This is a genomic window from Paenibacillus sp. FSL E2-0178 (genome assembly GCF_038593005.1).
GTDB lineage: Bacteria > Bacillota > Bacilli > Paenibacillales > Paenibacillaceae > Paenibacillus_AQ > Paenibacillus_AQ phytohabitans.
The window spans coordinates 2,035,260-2,051,710 of record NZ_CP151953.1; the positions used below are offsets into that span (position 1 = coordinate 2,035,260).

General features: G+C 50.5%; 15 protein-coding genes. 4 read left to right on the top strand and 11 right to left on the bottom strand.

Features of this window, described 5'->3' with window-relative positions; all coding sequences use genetic code 11:
- Window positions 1-11: 11 nt before the first annotated feature.
- Window positions 12-926 carry a helix-turn-helix domain-containing protein gene (locus MHI42_RS09225; RefSeq protein ID WP_342423580.1) on the bottom strand — a complete coding sequence of 305 codons (915 nt, stop codon included), beginning with the start codon at window positions 924-926 and terminating at the stop codon, window positions 12-14.
- 175 nt (window positions 927-1,101) lie between these two features.
- On the opposite strand from MHI42_RS09225, the gene MHI42_RS09230 reads away from it, so the two are divergent.
- Entirely contained in the window at window positions 1,102-1,947 is an 846-nt protein-coding gene (locus MHI42_RS09230) for a helix-turn-helix domain-containing protein (RefSeq protein ID WP_342423581.1), read from the top strand.
- A gap of 90 nt (window positions 1,948-2,037) precedes the next feature.
- Here MHI42_RS09230 and MHI42_RS09235 read toward each other — a convergent pair whose 3' ends face one another.
- The 4 genes from MHI42_RS09235 to tnpB all read right to left on the bottom strand — a co-directional run bounded on the left by MHI42_RS09235 (window position 2,038) and on the right by tnpB (window position 5,350).
- Complete coding sequence (locus tag MHI42_RS09235; RefSeq protein ID WP_342424710.1) at window positions 2,038-2,787, bottom strand: MerR family transcriptional regulator; 750 nt, start codon at window positions 2,785-2,787, stop codon at window positions 2,038-2,040.
- Between the two features lie 72 nt (window positions 2,788-2,859).
- Complete coding sequence (locus MHI42_RS09240) at window positions 2,860-3,771, bottom strand: GNAT family N-acetyltransferase (RefSeq protein ID WP_342423582.1); 912 nt, start codon at window positions 3,769-3,771, stop codon at window positions 2,860-2,862.
- Window positions 3,772-3,878: 107 nt separating this feature from the next.
- Window positions 3,879-4,154 carry a CD3324 family protein gene (locus MHI42_RS09245; RefSeq protein WP_039305165.1) on the bottom strand — a complete coding sequence of 92 codons (276 nt, stop codon included), beginning with the start codon at window positions 4,152-4,154 and terminating at the stop codon, window positions 3,879-3,881.
- A gap of 116 nt (window positions 4,155-4,270) precedes the next feature.
- Entirely contained in the window at window positions 4,271-5,350 is a 1,080-nt protein-coding gene (gene tnpB / locus MHI42_RS09250) for an IS200/IS605 family element RNA-guided endonuclease TnpB (protein ID WP_342423583.1), read from the bottom strand.
- Window positions 5,351-5,653: 303 nt separating this feature from the next.
- Between tnpB and MHI42_RS09255 the strand changes: the two genes are divergently transcribed.
- Window positions 5,654-7,345: a M3 family oligoendopeptidase gene (locus MHI42_RS09255; RefSeq protein WP_342423584.1), complete on the top strand. Its 1,692-nt coding sequence runs from the start codon at window positions 5,654-5,656 to the stop codon at window positions 7,343-7,345.
- A gap of 251 nt (window positions 7,346-7,596) precedes the next feature.
- Window positions 7,597-9,480 (top strand): AraC family transcriptional regulator, encoded by a 1,884-nt coding sequence (locus MHI42_RS09260; RefSeq protein ID WP_342423585.1) that lies wholly within the window; start codon window positions 7,597-7,599, stop codon window positions 9,478-9,480.
- A gap of 105 nt (window positions 9,481-9,585) precedes the next feature.
- Here MHI42_RS09260 and MHI42_RS09265 read toward each other — a convergent pair whose 3' ends face one another.
- The 6 genes from MHI42_RS09265 to MHI42_RS09290 form a co-directional block, all read right to left on the bottom strand.
- On the bottom strand, window positions 9,586-10,224 hold the full coding sequence (locus MHI42_RS09265; RefSeq protein ID WP_342423586.1) for a hypothetical protein: 639 nt from the start codon (window positions 10,222-10,224) through the stop codon (window positions 9,586-9,588).
- A 48-nt stretch (window positions 10,225-10,272) separates the two neighbouring features.
- Entirely contained in the window at window positions 10,273-10,662 is a 390-nt protein-coding gene (locus MHI42_RS09270; protein WP_340988068.1) for a DUF1801 domain-containing protein, read from the bottom strand.
- A 16-nt stretch (window positions 10,663-10,678) separates the two neighbouring features.
- Window positions 10,679-11,656, bottom strand: a complete 978-nt coding sequence (locus MHI42_RS09275; protein ID WP_342423587.1) for a phosphotransferase — start codon at window positions 11,654-11,656, stop codon at window positions 10,679-10,681.
- A 56-nt stretch (window positions 11,657-11,712) separates the two neighbouring features.
- The gene (locus MHI42_RS09280; protein WP_342423588.1) at window positions 11,713-12,624 is read right to left on the bottom strand and encodes an alpha/beta hydrolase-fold protein; all 912 of its coding nucleotides are present in this window, start codon (window positions 12,622-12,624) and stop codon (window positions 11,713-11,715) included.
- 388 nt (window positions 12,625-13,012) lie between these two features.
- Window positions 13,013-14,254 carry an RICIN domain-containing protein gene (locus MHI42_RS09285; RefSeq protein WP_171718591.1) on the bottom strand — a complete coding sequence of 414 codons (1,242 nt, stop codon included), beginning with the start codon at window positions 14,252-14,254 and terminating at the stop codon, window positions 13,013-13,015.
- A 299-nt stretch (window positions 14,255-14,553) separates the two neighbouring features.
- A complete protein-coding gene (locus tag MHI42_RS09290; protein WP_342423589.1) occupies window positions 14,554-15,201 on the bottom strand; it encodes a hypothetical protein in 648 nt (215 codons plus the stop codon).
- Window positions 15,202-15,374: 173 nt separating this feature from the next.
- Here MHI42_RS09290 and MHI42_RS09295 point away from each other — a divergent pair, with 173 nt between their 5' ends.
- A complete protein-coding gene (locus tag MHI42_RS09295) occupies window positions 15,375-16,262 on the top strand; it encodes a fructose bisphosphate aldolase (protein WP_171718593.1) in 888 nt (295 codons plus the stop codon).
- Window positions 16,263-16,451: the final 189 nt, after the last annotated feature.

Sequence of the window (16,451 nt, forward strand, 5' to 3'; positions counted from 1 at the left end):
TTCTCCACCCTTTAAGGGATGTACATATAGCCGATTTCTTCAACAGACGGTCTGCTCTTTGGGGTAATACGGATGGTTTGCGACACCTTCTCGATGATCCCCTTATCCGCCAGATACTCCAGAATGTTCACAAGAAAGTGGCTGGCCAGCTTAAAATGCTTCGCTAGCAGCGTTACGGTTCTAATCTCCCCGTCTGCCAGGTAATCAAGGACAGGCACCTTGAGGAGATCGAGCTTCCCGTCAATAAACAGGCCAATTCCATCAATCGCCGCTCCGATTTCCGATTCAGTTAGCCGGCGGGACATCGCCTCAGAATACAGAGGAGCCACTAGCTCAGGCTTCGTATCCAGAACTGTAAGGATAGACTCCCGGATCGGAGGTTTGCCCTGCGAGCAGACCTCCATCTTGGCAATCAGCTCCGCCGCCTTCAGCAGATAATACTGCGCATAGAGCAGGTCTCCGCGCACCGTAAGCCACTTCCGGCTTTTATGGAACAGATCGATCAGTTCACAGGCATCTCGTAATAAAGACAGGGCTATATCGTAGCTGCCCAGCAGCTTGAGCTCCTCGAAATACTCATGCAGACTGTCATCAGCCGTATACAGGATATGTCCTTTGGCCAAGTACGACTGCGGAATTGAGCCTCCAACCATCCGTTCGAAACTTCTTTTAAACCTGCTTCTCTCATAGAGCTGAACATTAATCGTTATCCCGTCCTCGATGATGCAGTAGGAGTACTGCTGGAGCGGCTGATCACGCACAATGACGTCCATATCGATATCGCTTTTCTCCCAGACCTGATCGTAAGCCAGACTTCCGCACAAGACGACCGCAATGACATTCGGATCATCTTTCACCTTCTCTACAAACTCTTCCGTTGCCGCTAAATACCGGTTCTTCAGCTCTGCCTGGCTGCTAGCGTTCATTAAGCCGACCTCCCCTTCCTTTTCCTTAATCCAATCAATATTGTTATGCTGCTCCTGGTCTCTGTGGTAAAATTATACTGTACGCCCCCTGGCAAAACAGGACAAAAATTGCTCGGATAAGGAACCTGCGATGGATCATTATTTGCTGGAAACACTGAATACAACAACTGCATATATGGAAGAAAATCTGCTGGAGCCGCTGTGCCTGGATGATATCGCGGCCAGGGTGAATATCTCCAAATTCCACCTGCTGCGCATCTGGAAGGGAGCCACAGATACCGGGCTCATGGAGTATGTCCGCAGAAGACGGATTGTGCTCTCCCTTGGCGACCTGCTTCACCACCAGAACAGCATTGATTTCATCTCAGCGAAATATTCCTTCGGCTCAGAACGGGCCTATAACCGGGTCTTCAAGGATGAATACCAGACCACACCAGCCAAGTGGCGCAGAAATCCCGCTCCGCTGAATATTCTGGACCGCTTTAATCCGGGCCTGCTCGGCCGTGCAGCGGAAGGGCTGGTATACTTCCGCTCCATGAGCGTCCTGCCGGCCTTCTCCATTGCCGGACATCAGATGAGAATTAACGGCCGGGAGAACGCCAGCTCTCTGGAAGCAACAGAGCGGGCTGTGCATTTCTTTTACCATGACCGCTCGAGAATTGAGAATCCGGTGCACAAGGATGTCTATGTCGGCTTCACCTCAGTTCCGGAGCCATTCGAAGGTTCAACCTTATACCAGCCCTCCCTGGAGATCAGCACCCGCAGCATTATCCCTCCGGATATGCAGGTCCGGCATGTCAAGGCGCATAAATACGGTGTGTTCACCTATATCGGCCTTCATCGTCCTGAGGATCTCTCGGCCTTGACTCTGCAGGAGGTCTGGAAATATATTTTCGAGACCTGGATGCCCGCTATGCAGATTGATATCCCTGAACGTTTCAGCTTTGAAAGGGTTAACTACGCCAAGTGCAGCAAGCATTACTGTGAGTGCGATTTGTATTTTCCGGTTTCGGCGTTATGATTTGGTCAGATAAAAACCGCCGGACATGAGGACTGTCCGGCGGTTTTTTACAATTATGCATTTCTATGGTTATCGGGTGTTATCCTACGTTTAAGCCTGCGCTGCAAAAGCGTCCGCAGACGCAGACAAATAATAAGCCAGTCCGGTCTGCTGCCCTTCCAGCATGCGGAGATGGAAATCATCACTCAGGAAAAAACGGTTCTGCGCTGCAAAATCCTCTGCCGATATCTGATGTCCGTGCTCCTTCAGGAACTCCAGATGCCTCGCGATCAGCGCCGCAACCTCCATATCATTGTGCTTCCGGCCTGTCCGCAAGCCATCTGCCATTGATGTCATAAATGCAGCACCTTCTAATGCTATTTCATTCATATGTTGCGGCTCTACAGGAGCTGAATCCAGCAGTTCATAATCATAAGTTTCTTTCAGATACTCATTCTGTTCCTGCAAGGCTGCTTTCCAATCCTCTTCTCGCTCGAAACCTTTAAACAGTTCCTTATCCTCCATTGGTTCTCCTCTTTCCCGGCTCGTTTTGGTCTTGTGCAGCGTTTCGATAATCCGTTCAAGCCTCTGCTTGCGTTGTTGAATCCGTTTTTCCTGCTCCTCCAGAATGGTTGAACGGTCCGGATTGCCCTGAAGCAGCTCCTTAATTTGTTCCAAAGTGAAATCCAGTTCTCTGTACAATAGAATTTGCTGCAGACGTTCCAGTGCTTCCGTTCCGTATAGACGATAGCCGGCACCGCTGATTTCAGTCGGGATAAGCAGACCTATTCTGTGATAGTGATGCAGCAGTTTGACGGTTACCTTCGATAATTCAGCTACTTCCTTTACGGTGTACAACAGCTGAGTCACGCTCCTTTCAAGCTTCAGTGTATTGCCTCCCCTTAGAGGAGAGTCAACACTTTCATCACATTTTCACCCCCGTTCTTTCTCCCAGATGGTCATCTCTGCCTCCAGCGCAAAGCCAATCCTCCGGTAAAAAGGCTGCATAGGACCCGTATAAGCTTTGACCATGCCCAGCGTCCGCAGACGGTTCAGGCCTTCATATATCACGGCTCTGCCCAGCCCCTGTCTTCTGTAATTCACATGTGTTCCTACCGGCTCGAGTATGCCAATCCTATTCGCTTCATCCACAAAAATATTGCAGAAGGCCACGACCTCTCCCGCAGCGTTCACCAGCGACAGATCCAGCCCGGGGCGGTACCCCGGTGCTTCCCGAAGTCCGCCATAATGCTGCAGCGTCTGCTCCGCTTTCTTCGTGCCTGCATAATCAAAAGCCATAATATGCCCCTGCGCCTTCGCACGGTCACTGACTTCATCCCCGCAGCAAAAGGTGAAGCCATGGGGAAGGTCTGCCCGGAATTCCTGATCCAGCGCGACCGAAATGATATTATCACTTTCATTGCGCAGCAGCTTATATCCCCGGCTGCGCGCCATCGCTTCCAGCGCGGGCATGAATTTTGGAATAGCCAGCTTAGGGCTGTCCGGACTGGAACTCTTTTCTATGAAACCGAACATTTCGCTCAGCAACTCCTCCTGCGGCTCCAGCGTATCCAGCTGAAAATAGTAGTCCCCGTCACGGCAGACAACGGCGGCCAGCTCACCCGCCTCATCTTCCCACAGTCCTATATGCTGCTCCCAGCCGGGCAACATGCCCGCTCTCTTGTGAATAAAGAATATTTCAAACTCCCAGCGGGCAATGGACCAGCTGTTCAGCCGTTTCAGCCTGGAGTAGACACGTGAAATATACTCCCACACCTTCATCATATCTTGCGGAGTATAGGCTCTGTATTCTGCTCTACCTGTTCTCCCTGTTCTCTTAGTCATTTCATCCTCCAGAGGCTCTGTCATGCCTTCATTCTACGGAACAGGCAGAGGACATTATATACCAAGCTCTTCTAGAATTGTTTTATCTCACAGCAAGAACCCGCAGATCAGCTCTGCGGGTTCTTGGAATATACGATTTTTCGGATGCTGTCTATGGATAATCCATATTGCTCACACAACTGGCTCATGTCCGCGCCTTCACGGAAGCATTTGCGTATCTCCCCGTTCCGGATCTTATAGTAACCGGCTGCACCGGAGCTTTCGCCCCATTTTCTGCGGCTGCTCGGACGGGTGGGGATATACAAGGCTTCCCCATGAATATATTGCTGAATTTCCTTCAGCAGGTGGTCTGGCAATAACGTTGCTGCATTTACACATTTCATCTTTGGCCCGCTCCGTGAACTACACACCACCTATTAGGTGGTTGCTTCTTGGTCAATAGAGCTAACGCTCCAAGTTTACCCAAGCTTACTGGCTCGTTCCTAGCCCATAGTGCCATTTACATGGCTAGTTTCAAAAGATTGGAAGCCGCATTGCGATCTCGATCGTGCTCCGTATGGCACTCTGGACAAGACCATTCCCGTACAGCCAAATTCTTGACTTCTGCATTTTTGTAGCCACAACAGGAACAGAGTTGACTGCTTGCATAGTTTGGAGGAGCAATGATCAATTGTCTATCATACCATTTCGCTTTGTAGGTCAGCAGTTCTCGGAATAACCTCCAGGAGACTTCGGATATGGCCTTCGCTAATTTATGATTTTGCAGCATGTTCTTTACACGCAAGTCCTCCATTACAATCACTTGGTTTTCGTGGATCATTCGGGTGGACGTTTTGTGCAAGAAGTCTTTCCGCTGGTTTGCTATTTTTTCATGCAGCTTCGCCAATCTGAGTTTGGCTTTGAATCGGTTGTGGCTTCCCTTTTTCTTTCGGGATACGTTTTTATTCAGCATTTTTAATCGTTGTTCCGATTTCCGCAGATGTTTCGGATTCGCAATTACTTCACCCTCCGAGGTCACCGCAAAGCTTTTCAGTCCTAAATCGACGCCAATTTTCTTGGCAGCTAAAGGTAATGGCGTGCTTTCTGTTTCAACTCGGATGGACGCAAAGTATTTGCCGGACGGTGTTTTAGAGATAGTACAGGATTTGACCCGTCCTGAGAAGGGGCGGTGTATCTGGATTCGGATTCTGCTCTTTAGCTTGGGGATTTTGAGCATCCCATCTTCAATTGCTATCGTTCCTTTTTGATTGTTTGTTGTAAAGCGGTCTGTATGTGTTTTCTTGCTTTTGAATCGGGGGAAGCCCATAGTATTCTTCTGAAAAAATTGTTTGTACGCTTGGTCCAGATGGAGCTGGGCATTGGTCAGAGCCAGGCTGTCGATTTCTCGGAGCCACGGGAAATCTTTCTTGTAACCCGCAGGTTTTGTATGGAGCATCGTTGCTGTGATTTGGTAATGTTTAATCTTATCCGATAACATTTTATTGTAGATAAAACGGACGGCCCCGAATACGTTAGCGAAATAGTGCTGCTGCTCACGGTTAGGATAGATACGGTATTTATATGCTTTATAGATAAGCACACGATGCACCTCATTTCCAAACATTCACAAAACAATTATAGCACGTACGTTCTTATAATAGGATACTTTTTTCCATATACGAAGAAAGATAGTAGTCATTCATCCCGCCACTTTAGAAGTCGGGGAATTCTGACAACCTAAAATTCTAAAATAATACCATCCGTAACACAACGTGGAAGTTTCACTGTCCTTTCGCCTTGAGAAATTAAATATAATTAAACTTTACTGTCTAAAAGTTGGTTTTTTGCGGGAGTCGATTATATAATGGGGTTTATATGGTAAAGAAAGGGTGCTGATAATCCAATGAAATTCTCAGAATACCGTTATGAACGTCCGGATGTGGAGCAATTCAAGGCCGATTTCACAACCTTGCTGAAAGGCCTGGAGAATGGCAGTCTGGAGGAGCAGAAGGCTGCGGTTGCCGCCATGAATGAGCTCCGCAGCAAATTTGGTACGATGGAGACCCTGGTCAGCGTCCGCCACTCGATTAATACCGAGGATGAGTTCTACAAGGCTGAACAGGATTACATGGACGAGATCGGTCCGGTGGTCCAGGAGTACATAACGGATTATTACAGAGCACTTGTAAATTCCAAGTACAGAGCCGAATTTGAACAGGAATGGGGAACGCAGCTGCTAAGCTTGGCCGAAATTTCCCTGCGTACCTTCAGCCCTGAAGTTATCGGAGACTTACAGCTTGAGAACAAGCTGTCCTCCGAATACGCCCAATTGATCGCCTCTGCCAAAATTAGTTTTGACGGTGAAGAGCGTACCCTGGCCCAGCTGATCCCTTATGATTCATCGACTGACCGTTCTGTGCGCCAGGGAGCTTTTGAAGCCAGATATGCCTTCATGTCAGAGCATGAACCGGAACTCGACCGGATTTATGATGAGCTCGTCAAGGTACGGGCCAGCATAGCTGCCAAGCTTGGATACAGCAGCTTTGTGGAGCTGGGTTATGAACGGATGATGCGTACGGATTACAATGCCGGGATGGTTGCTAATTTCCGCAAGCAGGTGCTTGAGAAGATCGTTCCTCTTGCAACGAAGCTGAAGCAGCGCCAGAAGGATCGTCTGGGTCTGGATGAATTGAAATTTTACGATGAGGGCATTAGCTTCAATTCCGGGAATGCTACACCCAAGGGCGATCCTGACTGGATTGTGGCTAACGGTGCGAAGATGTACAAGGAGCTGTCACCGGAAACCGATGAGTTCTTCACCTTCATGCTGGACAATGGGCTGATGGATCTGGTCAGCAAGAAGGGCAAGCAATTCGGCGGTTACTGTACCTATTTCAGCGACTATCAGGCACCGTTTATTTTCTCCAACTTCAATGGAACCTCGGCGGATATTGATGTGCTGACCCATGAAGTGGGGCACGCCTTCCAGGTGTATTCCAGCCGCAACTCCGGTGTTCCGGAATATGCTTTCCCGACCTTTGAAGCCGCAGAAATCCACTCGATGAGTATGGAATTCTTCGCTTGGCCGTGGATGGACCAGTTCTTCGAACAGGATGCGGACAAATACCGCTTCAACCACCTGGCAGAGAGTCTGTTGTTTATTCCTTATGGTGTCTCTGTCGATGAGTTCCAGCATTTTGTCTATGAGCACCCGGAGGCGACTCCGGCTGAACGTAAGCAGGCCTGGCGGGAAATCGAGCAGAAATATCTGCCCCACCGTGATTATGACGGCAACGTCTATCTGGAGCAGGGCGGCTTCTGGCAAAAGCAGGCGCATATCTACCGTTCCCCGTTCTACTATATTGACTATACACTGGCCCAGCTCTGCGCCTTCCAGTTCTGGAAACGCTCGAATGAGGATTTCAAATCCGCATGGTCGGATTATCTGCGCCTCTGCAAGGCTGGAGGAAGCCAGTCCTTCACGAAGCTGGTAGAGCTTGCCGGACTGATCTCACCGTTCGAGGACGGCTGCGTCAGCTCCGTCATCGGGGATATTGAGAGCTGGCTGAACAGCATTGATGATAAGGCGCTGTAAGCAGGGAATCTCCTATGGCAACAAGGCCACTGAACAATTAACTTAAATAAAAGATACTAATAACGAGCCTCTGGAATCACTTCCAAGGCTCGTTTTGCATTCCGGGAAGATGTGCTCCCCCATTTTTCAGTTTTTTAGAATAGGATGGTTTATCAAGTGGCTCCGTTATCGGGTGTGGTTTGCTTACTTCACTGAAGATGTTATGCTTACTCTCAAAAGTCCTTAAAGACAGGGGGAAGGCGAGGCTGCGTTTGGACATCAACGATCTAATCACTCTATGGAATCAGGCGAATTGCAAGGTCATAGATATCCGCCGGATCACAATCAGGGCTGGTGAATCCCCGCTCTCCTATAAAGTACCTTCCACCCTATTCCTCATGTCGATCCGGGGGAATGCTACAGCCGAATTGGACCGGCAAATTTATCGCTTAGAGCGCTTTACAGTACTTCATGCAGGTAAAGACAGTGTACTGAGCCTTGCTGCAGGCAGCGAGGGCTTGGATTACTATACCGTTTATTACAGAGCCGGCAGTAATCTTCCGGCTTTATCAGAACTTGACGGGCGACCGGAGCAGGCTCACCCCTTTGATCATTCGTACAGCATTACGCCGGAGAATCCGGTAGTACTGCATCAGATTTTAAGTGAAATGTATAAGGATTGGCGGAAGCAGAAACCGCTCGTCCAGCTGCGGGCCCGGACTTTACTCTACCAGTTCGTATATGAGCTGCTTCATCAAATGCAGGCGCATGTGATAAGTCCGGCTAAGCGCGATCTGGCTGCCCGGGTTGCTGCGTTCATCCATGAGCATTATGCCGAGTCTATTACGCTCGAATCGCTATCGGACAACGTGAACTACAGCATCCCTCATTTATCCTCCTATTTCAAAACCCGTACCGGGCTAAGCCCCATTGATTATCTGATCAAGGTACGCATCGATAAGGCAGCGTCCCTGCTGCTTGAAACGGATGCTACGCTGAAGGAAATTGCAGCTGGCGTCGGCTATCAGGACCCGAGTTATTTGGGCCGGCTGTTCAAAAGATATAAAGGCGTTTCTCCCATACGCTACAGAGAAGTATATGCCGCCAGGAACAAACCAGAAGATCGTCCTGTCATAACCATGGAATCCTCCATTGTCCCTCCTGAACCCTTTGACTATACTAATATAATTGATAACGATTATCAGTTAGATCGTATAGAAGAGGGAGATGTATTCATGTTTAAACATTCAAGGCCTACGCTGGCATCGCTATTGCTGCTAAGCTTCATTCTGGTGCTGAGTGCATGCGGCACGAACAATGCAGCGGAGCAGCCGCAGACCAAAGTAATATCGACCGTTAACGGAGAGGTGGAGGTACCCCTTCATCCTAAACGTATTGTTGCCGGTGAGTATCTGGGTAGTCTGATTGCGGTGGGCATTACGCCGATAGGAACCTCCGATCATCATATTAAGAATCCTTATTTCCAGGAATATTTGAAGGATGTTGAGAACATAGGGGAAGGCAACGGCAACGTAGAGAAAATTCTGGCACTTGAGCCGGATTTGATTATTATGGACGATATGTATCCCGAACTGAATGAGCAGATGTCAAAAATAGCGCCTACTGTCGTGATTCCGTATGCTTCCTTAAAGACCGTACATGAGGAGGTCGCTTATTTCGGCGATCTGCTGGGCCGGGAAGAGGAAGCAAAGGCCTGGCTCACCGACTATGACACCCGTACCGCCAGCGCCAAAGAAAAGGTGCTCCAAGTCATACCTGCCGACAGCACCTTCTCCGTTATTGAATCGAGCGACAATAGCCTGATGGCCGTCGGAACCTCTTTCGGCAAAGGCGGCCAGCCGATATACAACGGATTCGGGTTCAAGCCGCCTGCGGAGATTGCAGCGGAAATGGCCGATCCCGGCTGGGCTTCATTCTCTGCGGAGGTCCTGCCCAAGTATGCGGGAGATTATATTATTCTAACCTCCGATTCGGAAACGCTGGATGAACTTCAGGCGGACCCGATCTGGGGAGCACTTCCCGCAGTCAAGAATAATCATGTGTTCTTATGGACAAGCGACCGTTCCGGTTACTGGGACCCGATAGCTATTCTTAGCCAGACCGAAGAATTGGCCGCATGGCTTACAGGCTTATAATTTATTCGGAAACAGGTAGCCAAGCTATACCCCAAACCCCAAAAAGCACTCCCGGCCAGTACCAGCGGCGGAGTGCTTTTTGGATGTAATCTATGTATAACAGCTCTATTCCAGCGGCGGCTCCTGCAGGGCAAACAGAGTCTCCACCGGCTTGAAGTAGAGATGGCCGTCCGGCCATGGCTGGAAATGCAGATCCATCCGCGAGTCTGCCCACACTTCCGGAGTCCCGGATGTAGCCAGCTTCCCCAGCAGCACGGGTACCTCCACCACTGCCGGGAACTCCTGATAGCCGAACAGGAGGTTCTCATGTATTCCGATCACCTCGTATTTCGGTCCATGGAAAGCCTGTTCCTCCTGCAGCTGATAGTGATAATAGACATAGCTCGCTACCCTCTCCGGCTTCAGATGCGCCACTCTTCCGGCCATCTGCTCAGGCTTGGTCTTGCGCCGCCAGTGCGCAGCATCCGCTGGCGCATTGAAGTGAAACACATCGATCAGCGGAATCCATTGGCGGGGCTGAGCTTCTCCCGGCCAGTCGGCCAGATACTGCGCCGCCTGCGGCAGCAGTGCTTCCGGCAGGATCGCTTCCTCCATACATTCATAGTAGAGGAACACATTGTGATTCCAGCAGAATCCCGCAGCCGTCATCAGGCGGCCCTCCCGGATCATTCTTGCCGCTTCACCGCCGGACCGCAAATAATCCTTGCCCGCTTCGCCTGAATCCTTCAGGCATGCTCTTGCCATTACCCTGATCATACGTTTTGTTCAGCCTCCCGTTCTGCCTGAAACCACTTATTTCTTCTTCTGTGCCTTACCCGCTGCCTGCTGCTGATTCTCTTCCACTCTGAATTTAACGATCCTCGTAATGAGTTCATACGGAAGCGGCTCATGAATCGGAAATTGCACAGAGCCTTTGGCCCCTTTATATTTTGCAAGTTCCTCTTTGAACGCTTCAATTCCCTGCGGTGCCGGATAGAATCCAATGTGATTCTTGAATGCGGCGAAATGCACCAGATTCTTATGCAGGAAGAAGGTCGGCATCTGATAGCTGATCTTCTCTTCTGCCTCTGGCGCTGCCTCCCGGATGACCTTGCGCAAGGTCTGCAGAATCTCCTGGACCTCTGGTGCATAGGCAGAAATATATTGATCGACAGATTCATAGGTGACTTTATTCTCTTCCATCGGGGCCCAACTCCTTCTATTTCATACTTAAGTTCGTAAGCCATTGCAGGCAAAGCGGAATGAACGCTTCGTAATCCTTCAGCGCTTGCAGCGTAGGCAGCACCTGGCTTGTCCCAAGCTCCCGCTCCGCTTCATCCGGGCCTTCCAGCCCCAGCGACCGCCGGATGCTGTAATCCAGCCAGCCCAGCTTCCCGTGGTAACCGCTGTTTAGCACCTCCGGCCAGGGGTCACGTGTCCCTCCCCCATGATTACGGTAAGCCTGAATCAGCGCACAGAAGGCCTCCTTGCGGATGTGACCACTCTCAAAGTCTGACCAATAGAGTGCCACTTCAACCAGCTCCTGCGCCGGGTTGATCCAGCCCGCAGCCTCCCAGTCAATAATAACGGGCCGGCCGTCATGATCCCACAGCACATTCTTCGGGTCCAGATCCCGGTGGCTGATGATCCTGTTGCCATTAAGGATCGGCATAGCAGCATTCACCAATTCCTCATAGCGGTAGAGCTTGTCCAGAGCAGCCATAAGGGAAGCGGACCATGGAAGACCCGTCGCCTGACCTTGTACGGCATACCTTTTCCAATCGGTCTGCAATTGTTCCGCTGTGCTATCCCTATGGAGCTCATTATGGAGCGGAGAGAAGTCCGTGGCATGTATAGCCGCGAGAGCTTCCCCCATAGTGCTGCAGTGCTCCAGCCCCGCGTTGCCTGCAGATATAGAGCGGCCTTGAATCCATGGAAACAGCAGATAATACTGCCCGTCCACTTCATGCATACAGCTCCCCTCATGCAGCAGAGCCGGGAGAGCATTGATTCCATGTCTGCTTGCCAGCTCCGCGGCCTTCTCGGCGGCTGTCAGGTTATTCATCACTGATTCCCGCAGCATAATCTGCGGATTCAGCGCTTTCACTGCGTACTCTGCCTGATCCGTGGTCATCCGGTACATCCGGTGCAGGAACCCGCCGAAGATTTGCTCCGGCTCAGTGCGCAGTGACCCCAAGTTATATGTAGCACATAGCTTTTCAAAATTCAATTTATAATTCGTAAGCATCATCATCAGTTAGTCCTTCCGGCATAAAAAATCAAATACTCATCCAAGTGGGCTCTCCAATACTCCCCGTCATGTTTCCCTGCTCTTAAGTGATATTCAACCGGCACGCCCTTATCCTTAAGCAGTGTATATAATTGCTCTGCACCTTCATAGAACCGGTAGCTGTCCTCTTCCCCGCAATCCAGGTATACTGCCAGCCCCCTTAAATCCCTATCCTTCGCCAAAATAAGCGGATCACGCTCCTGCCGCTCCGCTTCTGTCGGATACAGGAATCGGATCAGGCCGTATTCACCGCCCACCGAAGACCAGTCATCCAGAAACAGCGCCGGACTATGCCCGCCTGCCCTGCTGTAGACATCGCTGTGCAGCAGCGCGGTATGCAGGCTGACAAAGCCGCCCATTGAAATACCGCCAATATAGCGCGAATCCCGCTCAGCTATCGTGCTGAAATGCGAATCCACATAATTCACAACATCCTTCACCAGATAATCTTCATACATCCCGTTATAGGTCGTCAGGGGATCACCCGGATCGTTCACTGCATAGGTAGGAGAAGAATTCAGCCCATAGCTGTTATCCATCTGCGGGGAGACGATAATGAGCGGATGGATCTGACCTGCTTCAATCAGCCTGTCTGCATTCAGATGCAGCCCCAGACCGGCGATCATATCCGTTTCTTTGCCTCCGTAGCCGTGGATGAGATAGAGGACCGGGTAATGCTGCTCCGCACTGTAGCCTTCAGGCAGGTAAATACTGAGCCGCATCTCCTGATCCAGCGCCTCACTGTGAAACGTTAAATTTTGAATTCCGGGGGTCTGCAGCGGTGCTGCCGACGCAGTCCCTTCGGCTACGGCTGCGGACGCTTCCGGGGAAGCTGTCTGGACGGCCGCTGAATCTGTACCGGAAGAACAACTCACAAGGGACATGCAGCATATTAGCATGATTAGCATCGTTAGCACCATTAGCTTAGACCCGGCATTTCCGCGGCTTTGCATAAATCGCCTCCAATATTCCATTTATCCCGCCGTATAATAACGCTTACAATAAACATTATCACATCAATGAATATTTATGGTATGACTATTCTGCCGGCTGGAGCCGGATCAAGCTGGAGCTCAGTCCGCTTCAGCAAGAATATCCGCTTTGAATAATATTATTTCTAATACAAGCATGTACAAGCACATACAAGCACGAAAGACCGCAGCTTCCGCGGTCTTTCGTCCCTATCTATACACAATCTCCATTCGCATCCCGGTCTGATGAGCGGGATGATGGTATAAGCCTTAGAGTTATAGCCAGGCTACCCTAGTTAATCTTGGTGAGCAGCCACTTCTGGGCATCTGTTCCGTTGTCGGTCCATTGCTGCACTGCCGCACCATCCGCTGTAGAGGACGAGGAGACATCCATAGCCAGCCCGCTCGCTTTGGATATAAGCTTGTAGTAGCCGCCGCCTACATCGATGATGCTCCAGCGCTGGGCATTGCTGCCATTGTCATTAGCCTGCTGCAGCTGGACTCCGCTTGAAGTGGAGGCATTCGGAACATCCAGCACCTTGCCGCTATGCATCGCAGTAAGCTTGTAGAAGCCATCCCCTGTACTCTCCACTCTGAACTGCTGGTTGCTGGCAGTATAATTAGTCCACTGGTGCATTTTGGCCCCGTCTGCCGTGGAGACATCCTTCACATCCAGCACTTTGCCGCTTACTTTGGACATTAATGTGTATACTCCGCCGCTGACAATGCCGCTCGATGGAGCGCCTTCCTGATACACACGCACATAGTCAACCAGCATTTGTGCCGGGAAGCTGGTAGCACTGTTCGGTGCGCCCGGCCAATTGCCGCCTACCGCAAGGTTCAGCAGCAGGAAGAACGGTTTCTGGAATTCCTCTGTATTGCCTGTTCCGTTCTCAATATAGAATTGATTGAACTGGTTGCCGTCCACGAACCACTTGATATATTTCGAATCCCACTCCACGCTGTACACATGATACTGGGAGAAATCCAGACTTCCGGACACCTGCCCATATTCGGCATGCCCGCCTGCATCCCAATGCACTGTACCGTTGACGAAGGCGTTATTATTCACCCGTTCCATAATATCCGTTTCCCCGGAGGCCGGCCAGCCAGCCGTGGTGATATTGGAGCCCAGCATCCAGAATGCAGGCCATAACCCCTGACCGGAAGGCAGCTTGATTCTGGCTTCTATTTTGCCGTAGGTGAAATTCTTGAGGCCCTGCGTCTTGATCCGTGCTGAGGTATAATTCATGCCGCCATAGGATTCCTTCTGCGCTGTGATTACAAGGTTGCCGCCGGTAACCTGCAGATTCTGTGTCCGGTTCGTATAATATTGCAATTCATTGTTTCCCCAGCCGCCGCTGCCGGTGCCGGTCTCGGCAGTCCAGTTGGCGGTGTTCAGGGAAGAGCCGTCGAACTCATCGCTCCAGGCCAGATTCCAGGTTGAAGCTGCGCTGGAATTCCCCGTAGGCACCAGTGCGATTAAAAGCGTGAACAGCAGAAACAAACTTAAGACTTTTCCTCTTCTCAACATCGTTGTCCTCCTCTTTGCTATTCAAGGTTGCCCATCCTATTTCAATGCACGCGTACGTTCGTGCAGTTGAAACCTAACCCAACCGGTTTCGAAAATGGCATTTGAGAACGTCTTCATCCGCTACACCCCATATATATCGTTTTTACTCCCGGTAAGAACTGTAATTTTGACAATTCAGCGAACCCGGCAGAAACGGAAGGAGAAGTGACCGTGTGTAACCTATACACTCTTAATTTCGCAGCAAAAGACCGCTTCCATAGAGGAGCGGCCTGTGCTTATCTTATGCTCTTACCTGCATTTTACTCCATTCCGTGCTCTTCACGGATTTTGTACAAGCCCTGCAGCAGCAGCTCCGAAGGATCGCGGTTCAGCTGCAAATGCGTCAGCAACAGATGAAGCGGGATCGCGCATACGTTGTTCCCGTCAGTGATTGCAGGGAATCCTGCTTCAAAGACCGGGCCGTGCTCCGGGTTAAAGGCCAGGCCTGCATGGACCTGCTCCGGTGCGAACTCTTCACGGACAGCGGCGATGCACATGGGAACCAGCACATTATCAACAACGGCCTTGGCTTCCTCTTCATTCGGAAGAGGTTTAGGCAAGGAGTTGCCTCCCTTGGTCTTCATCAATTCGTGGAAGAAGGAGGCCATCCAGATCTCCGGACTGCTTCCGGACTGGAATCTGCCGGCCAACTCACGAAGGAAGAACCCGCAGTAATAATCATCATTGGCACTGTCCTTGACACGATACACAAACACCGGGCCGTAAGTATCCAAATTCAGAACCTGGCCTTCCACTTCACTGAAACTCATTTTTAGAGCTACAATGCCGTTATGAAAAACAGCCTTCAGCAGCTCGTTCCATTTCTCTTCGGTCATGACCTTCTCGGCAGCTTCTGCTTCACCGTTTGTTGCCTCATTGGCTGTGTCATTGGTTGTTTCATTTGTCATAATTATTTTCACCCCGCTTCCTATCATACCATCCTATTGAACAAGGTAACATACCATATCTCTCAACTCAAATGGAAAGCTCTGCCGGCTCAAATGTATGTCCCTAACCAAAAGTGCTATACTAAACAGATGGAGTCACCATTTCATTTCGTAGAAGGGAAGGACAAATATCCATGAATACGAAACAATTGGACAGAATTCACACAGGCAAGGGCTTTATAGCTGCTCTGGATCAGAGCGGGGGAAGTACACCCAAAGCGCTGCTGCAATACGGCATTAAGGAAGACCGCTACTCCGGTGACGAAGAGATGTACGCGATGGTCCACGGGATGAGAACACGCATTATTCAGAGTCCCGCATTTAATTCGGAGCATATCCTCGGCGCTATTCTTTTTGAGAACACGATGGACCGTTTCATAGACGGACAATTAACCGCCGATTATTTATGGGAACAGAAAGGCATCGTGCCTTTTTTGAAAATCGATCAGGGACTGGCCGCGCAGGAAAATGGGGTTCAGCTCATGAAGCCCATTCCCGGTCTTGATGACCTGCTGGAACGGGCGGTCAAGAGGAACATCTTCGGCACCAAGATGCGCTCAGTAATCCATGAAGCTAACGCGGAGGGTATCCGGCAAGTCGTAGAACAGCAGTTTGCTGTCGCGGGGCAAATCGCCGGTTACGGGCTGGTTCCGATTATCGAACCGGAAGTAGACATTCTCAGCCCGGACAAAGCAGAGTCCGAGCAGCTGCTGAAGCGCGAACTGGCCGCCCAATTATCCGCTCTGGAAGAGGGCGTCAAGGTCATGCTGAAGCTGTCTCTTCCGACTGAAGATAATCTGTACAGCGAACTCGCCGCAGATCCGCATGTAGTCCGCATCGTGGCATTATCCGGTGGCTATACCCAGGCAGAAGCGAATGAGAAACTGGCCCGCCAGCATGGACTCATCGCCAGCTTCTCGCGCGCCTTGTCCCAGGGCCTCAGCGATCAGCAGAGTGACGATGAATTTAATAGCATACTTGCTGCGTCCACCCTTGCAATCTACGAGGCTTCCATAACTTGAAGCCTCCACTGCTCCGCCTTTTCTCTTAAGTTTCCCACCCAATCTATAGAGTTGCTTGATTAGCAGTCGAAGACCCCGGGACTAATGTCCCGGGGTCTCTTTGTTAAATAAGCCAAACATACGACTAGACTAATCCCAAAGCAGTAACCGCCCCATCGCTAAAGGTCCATCGGAACGGAATAAATCTAA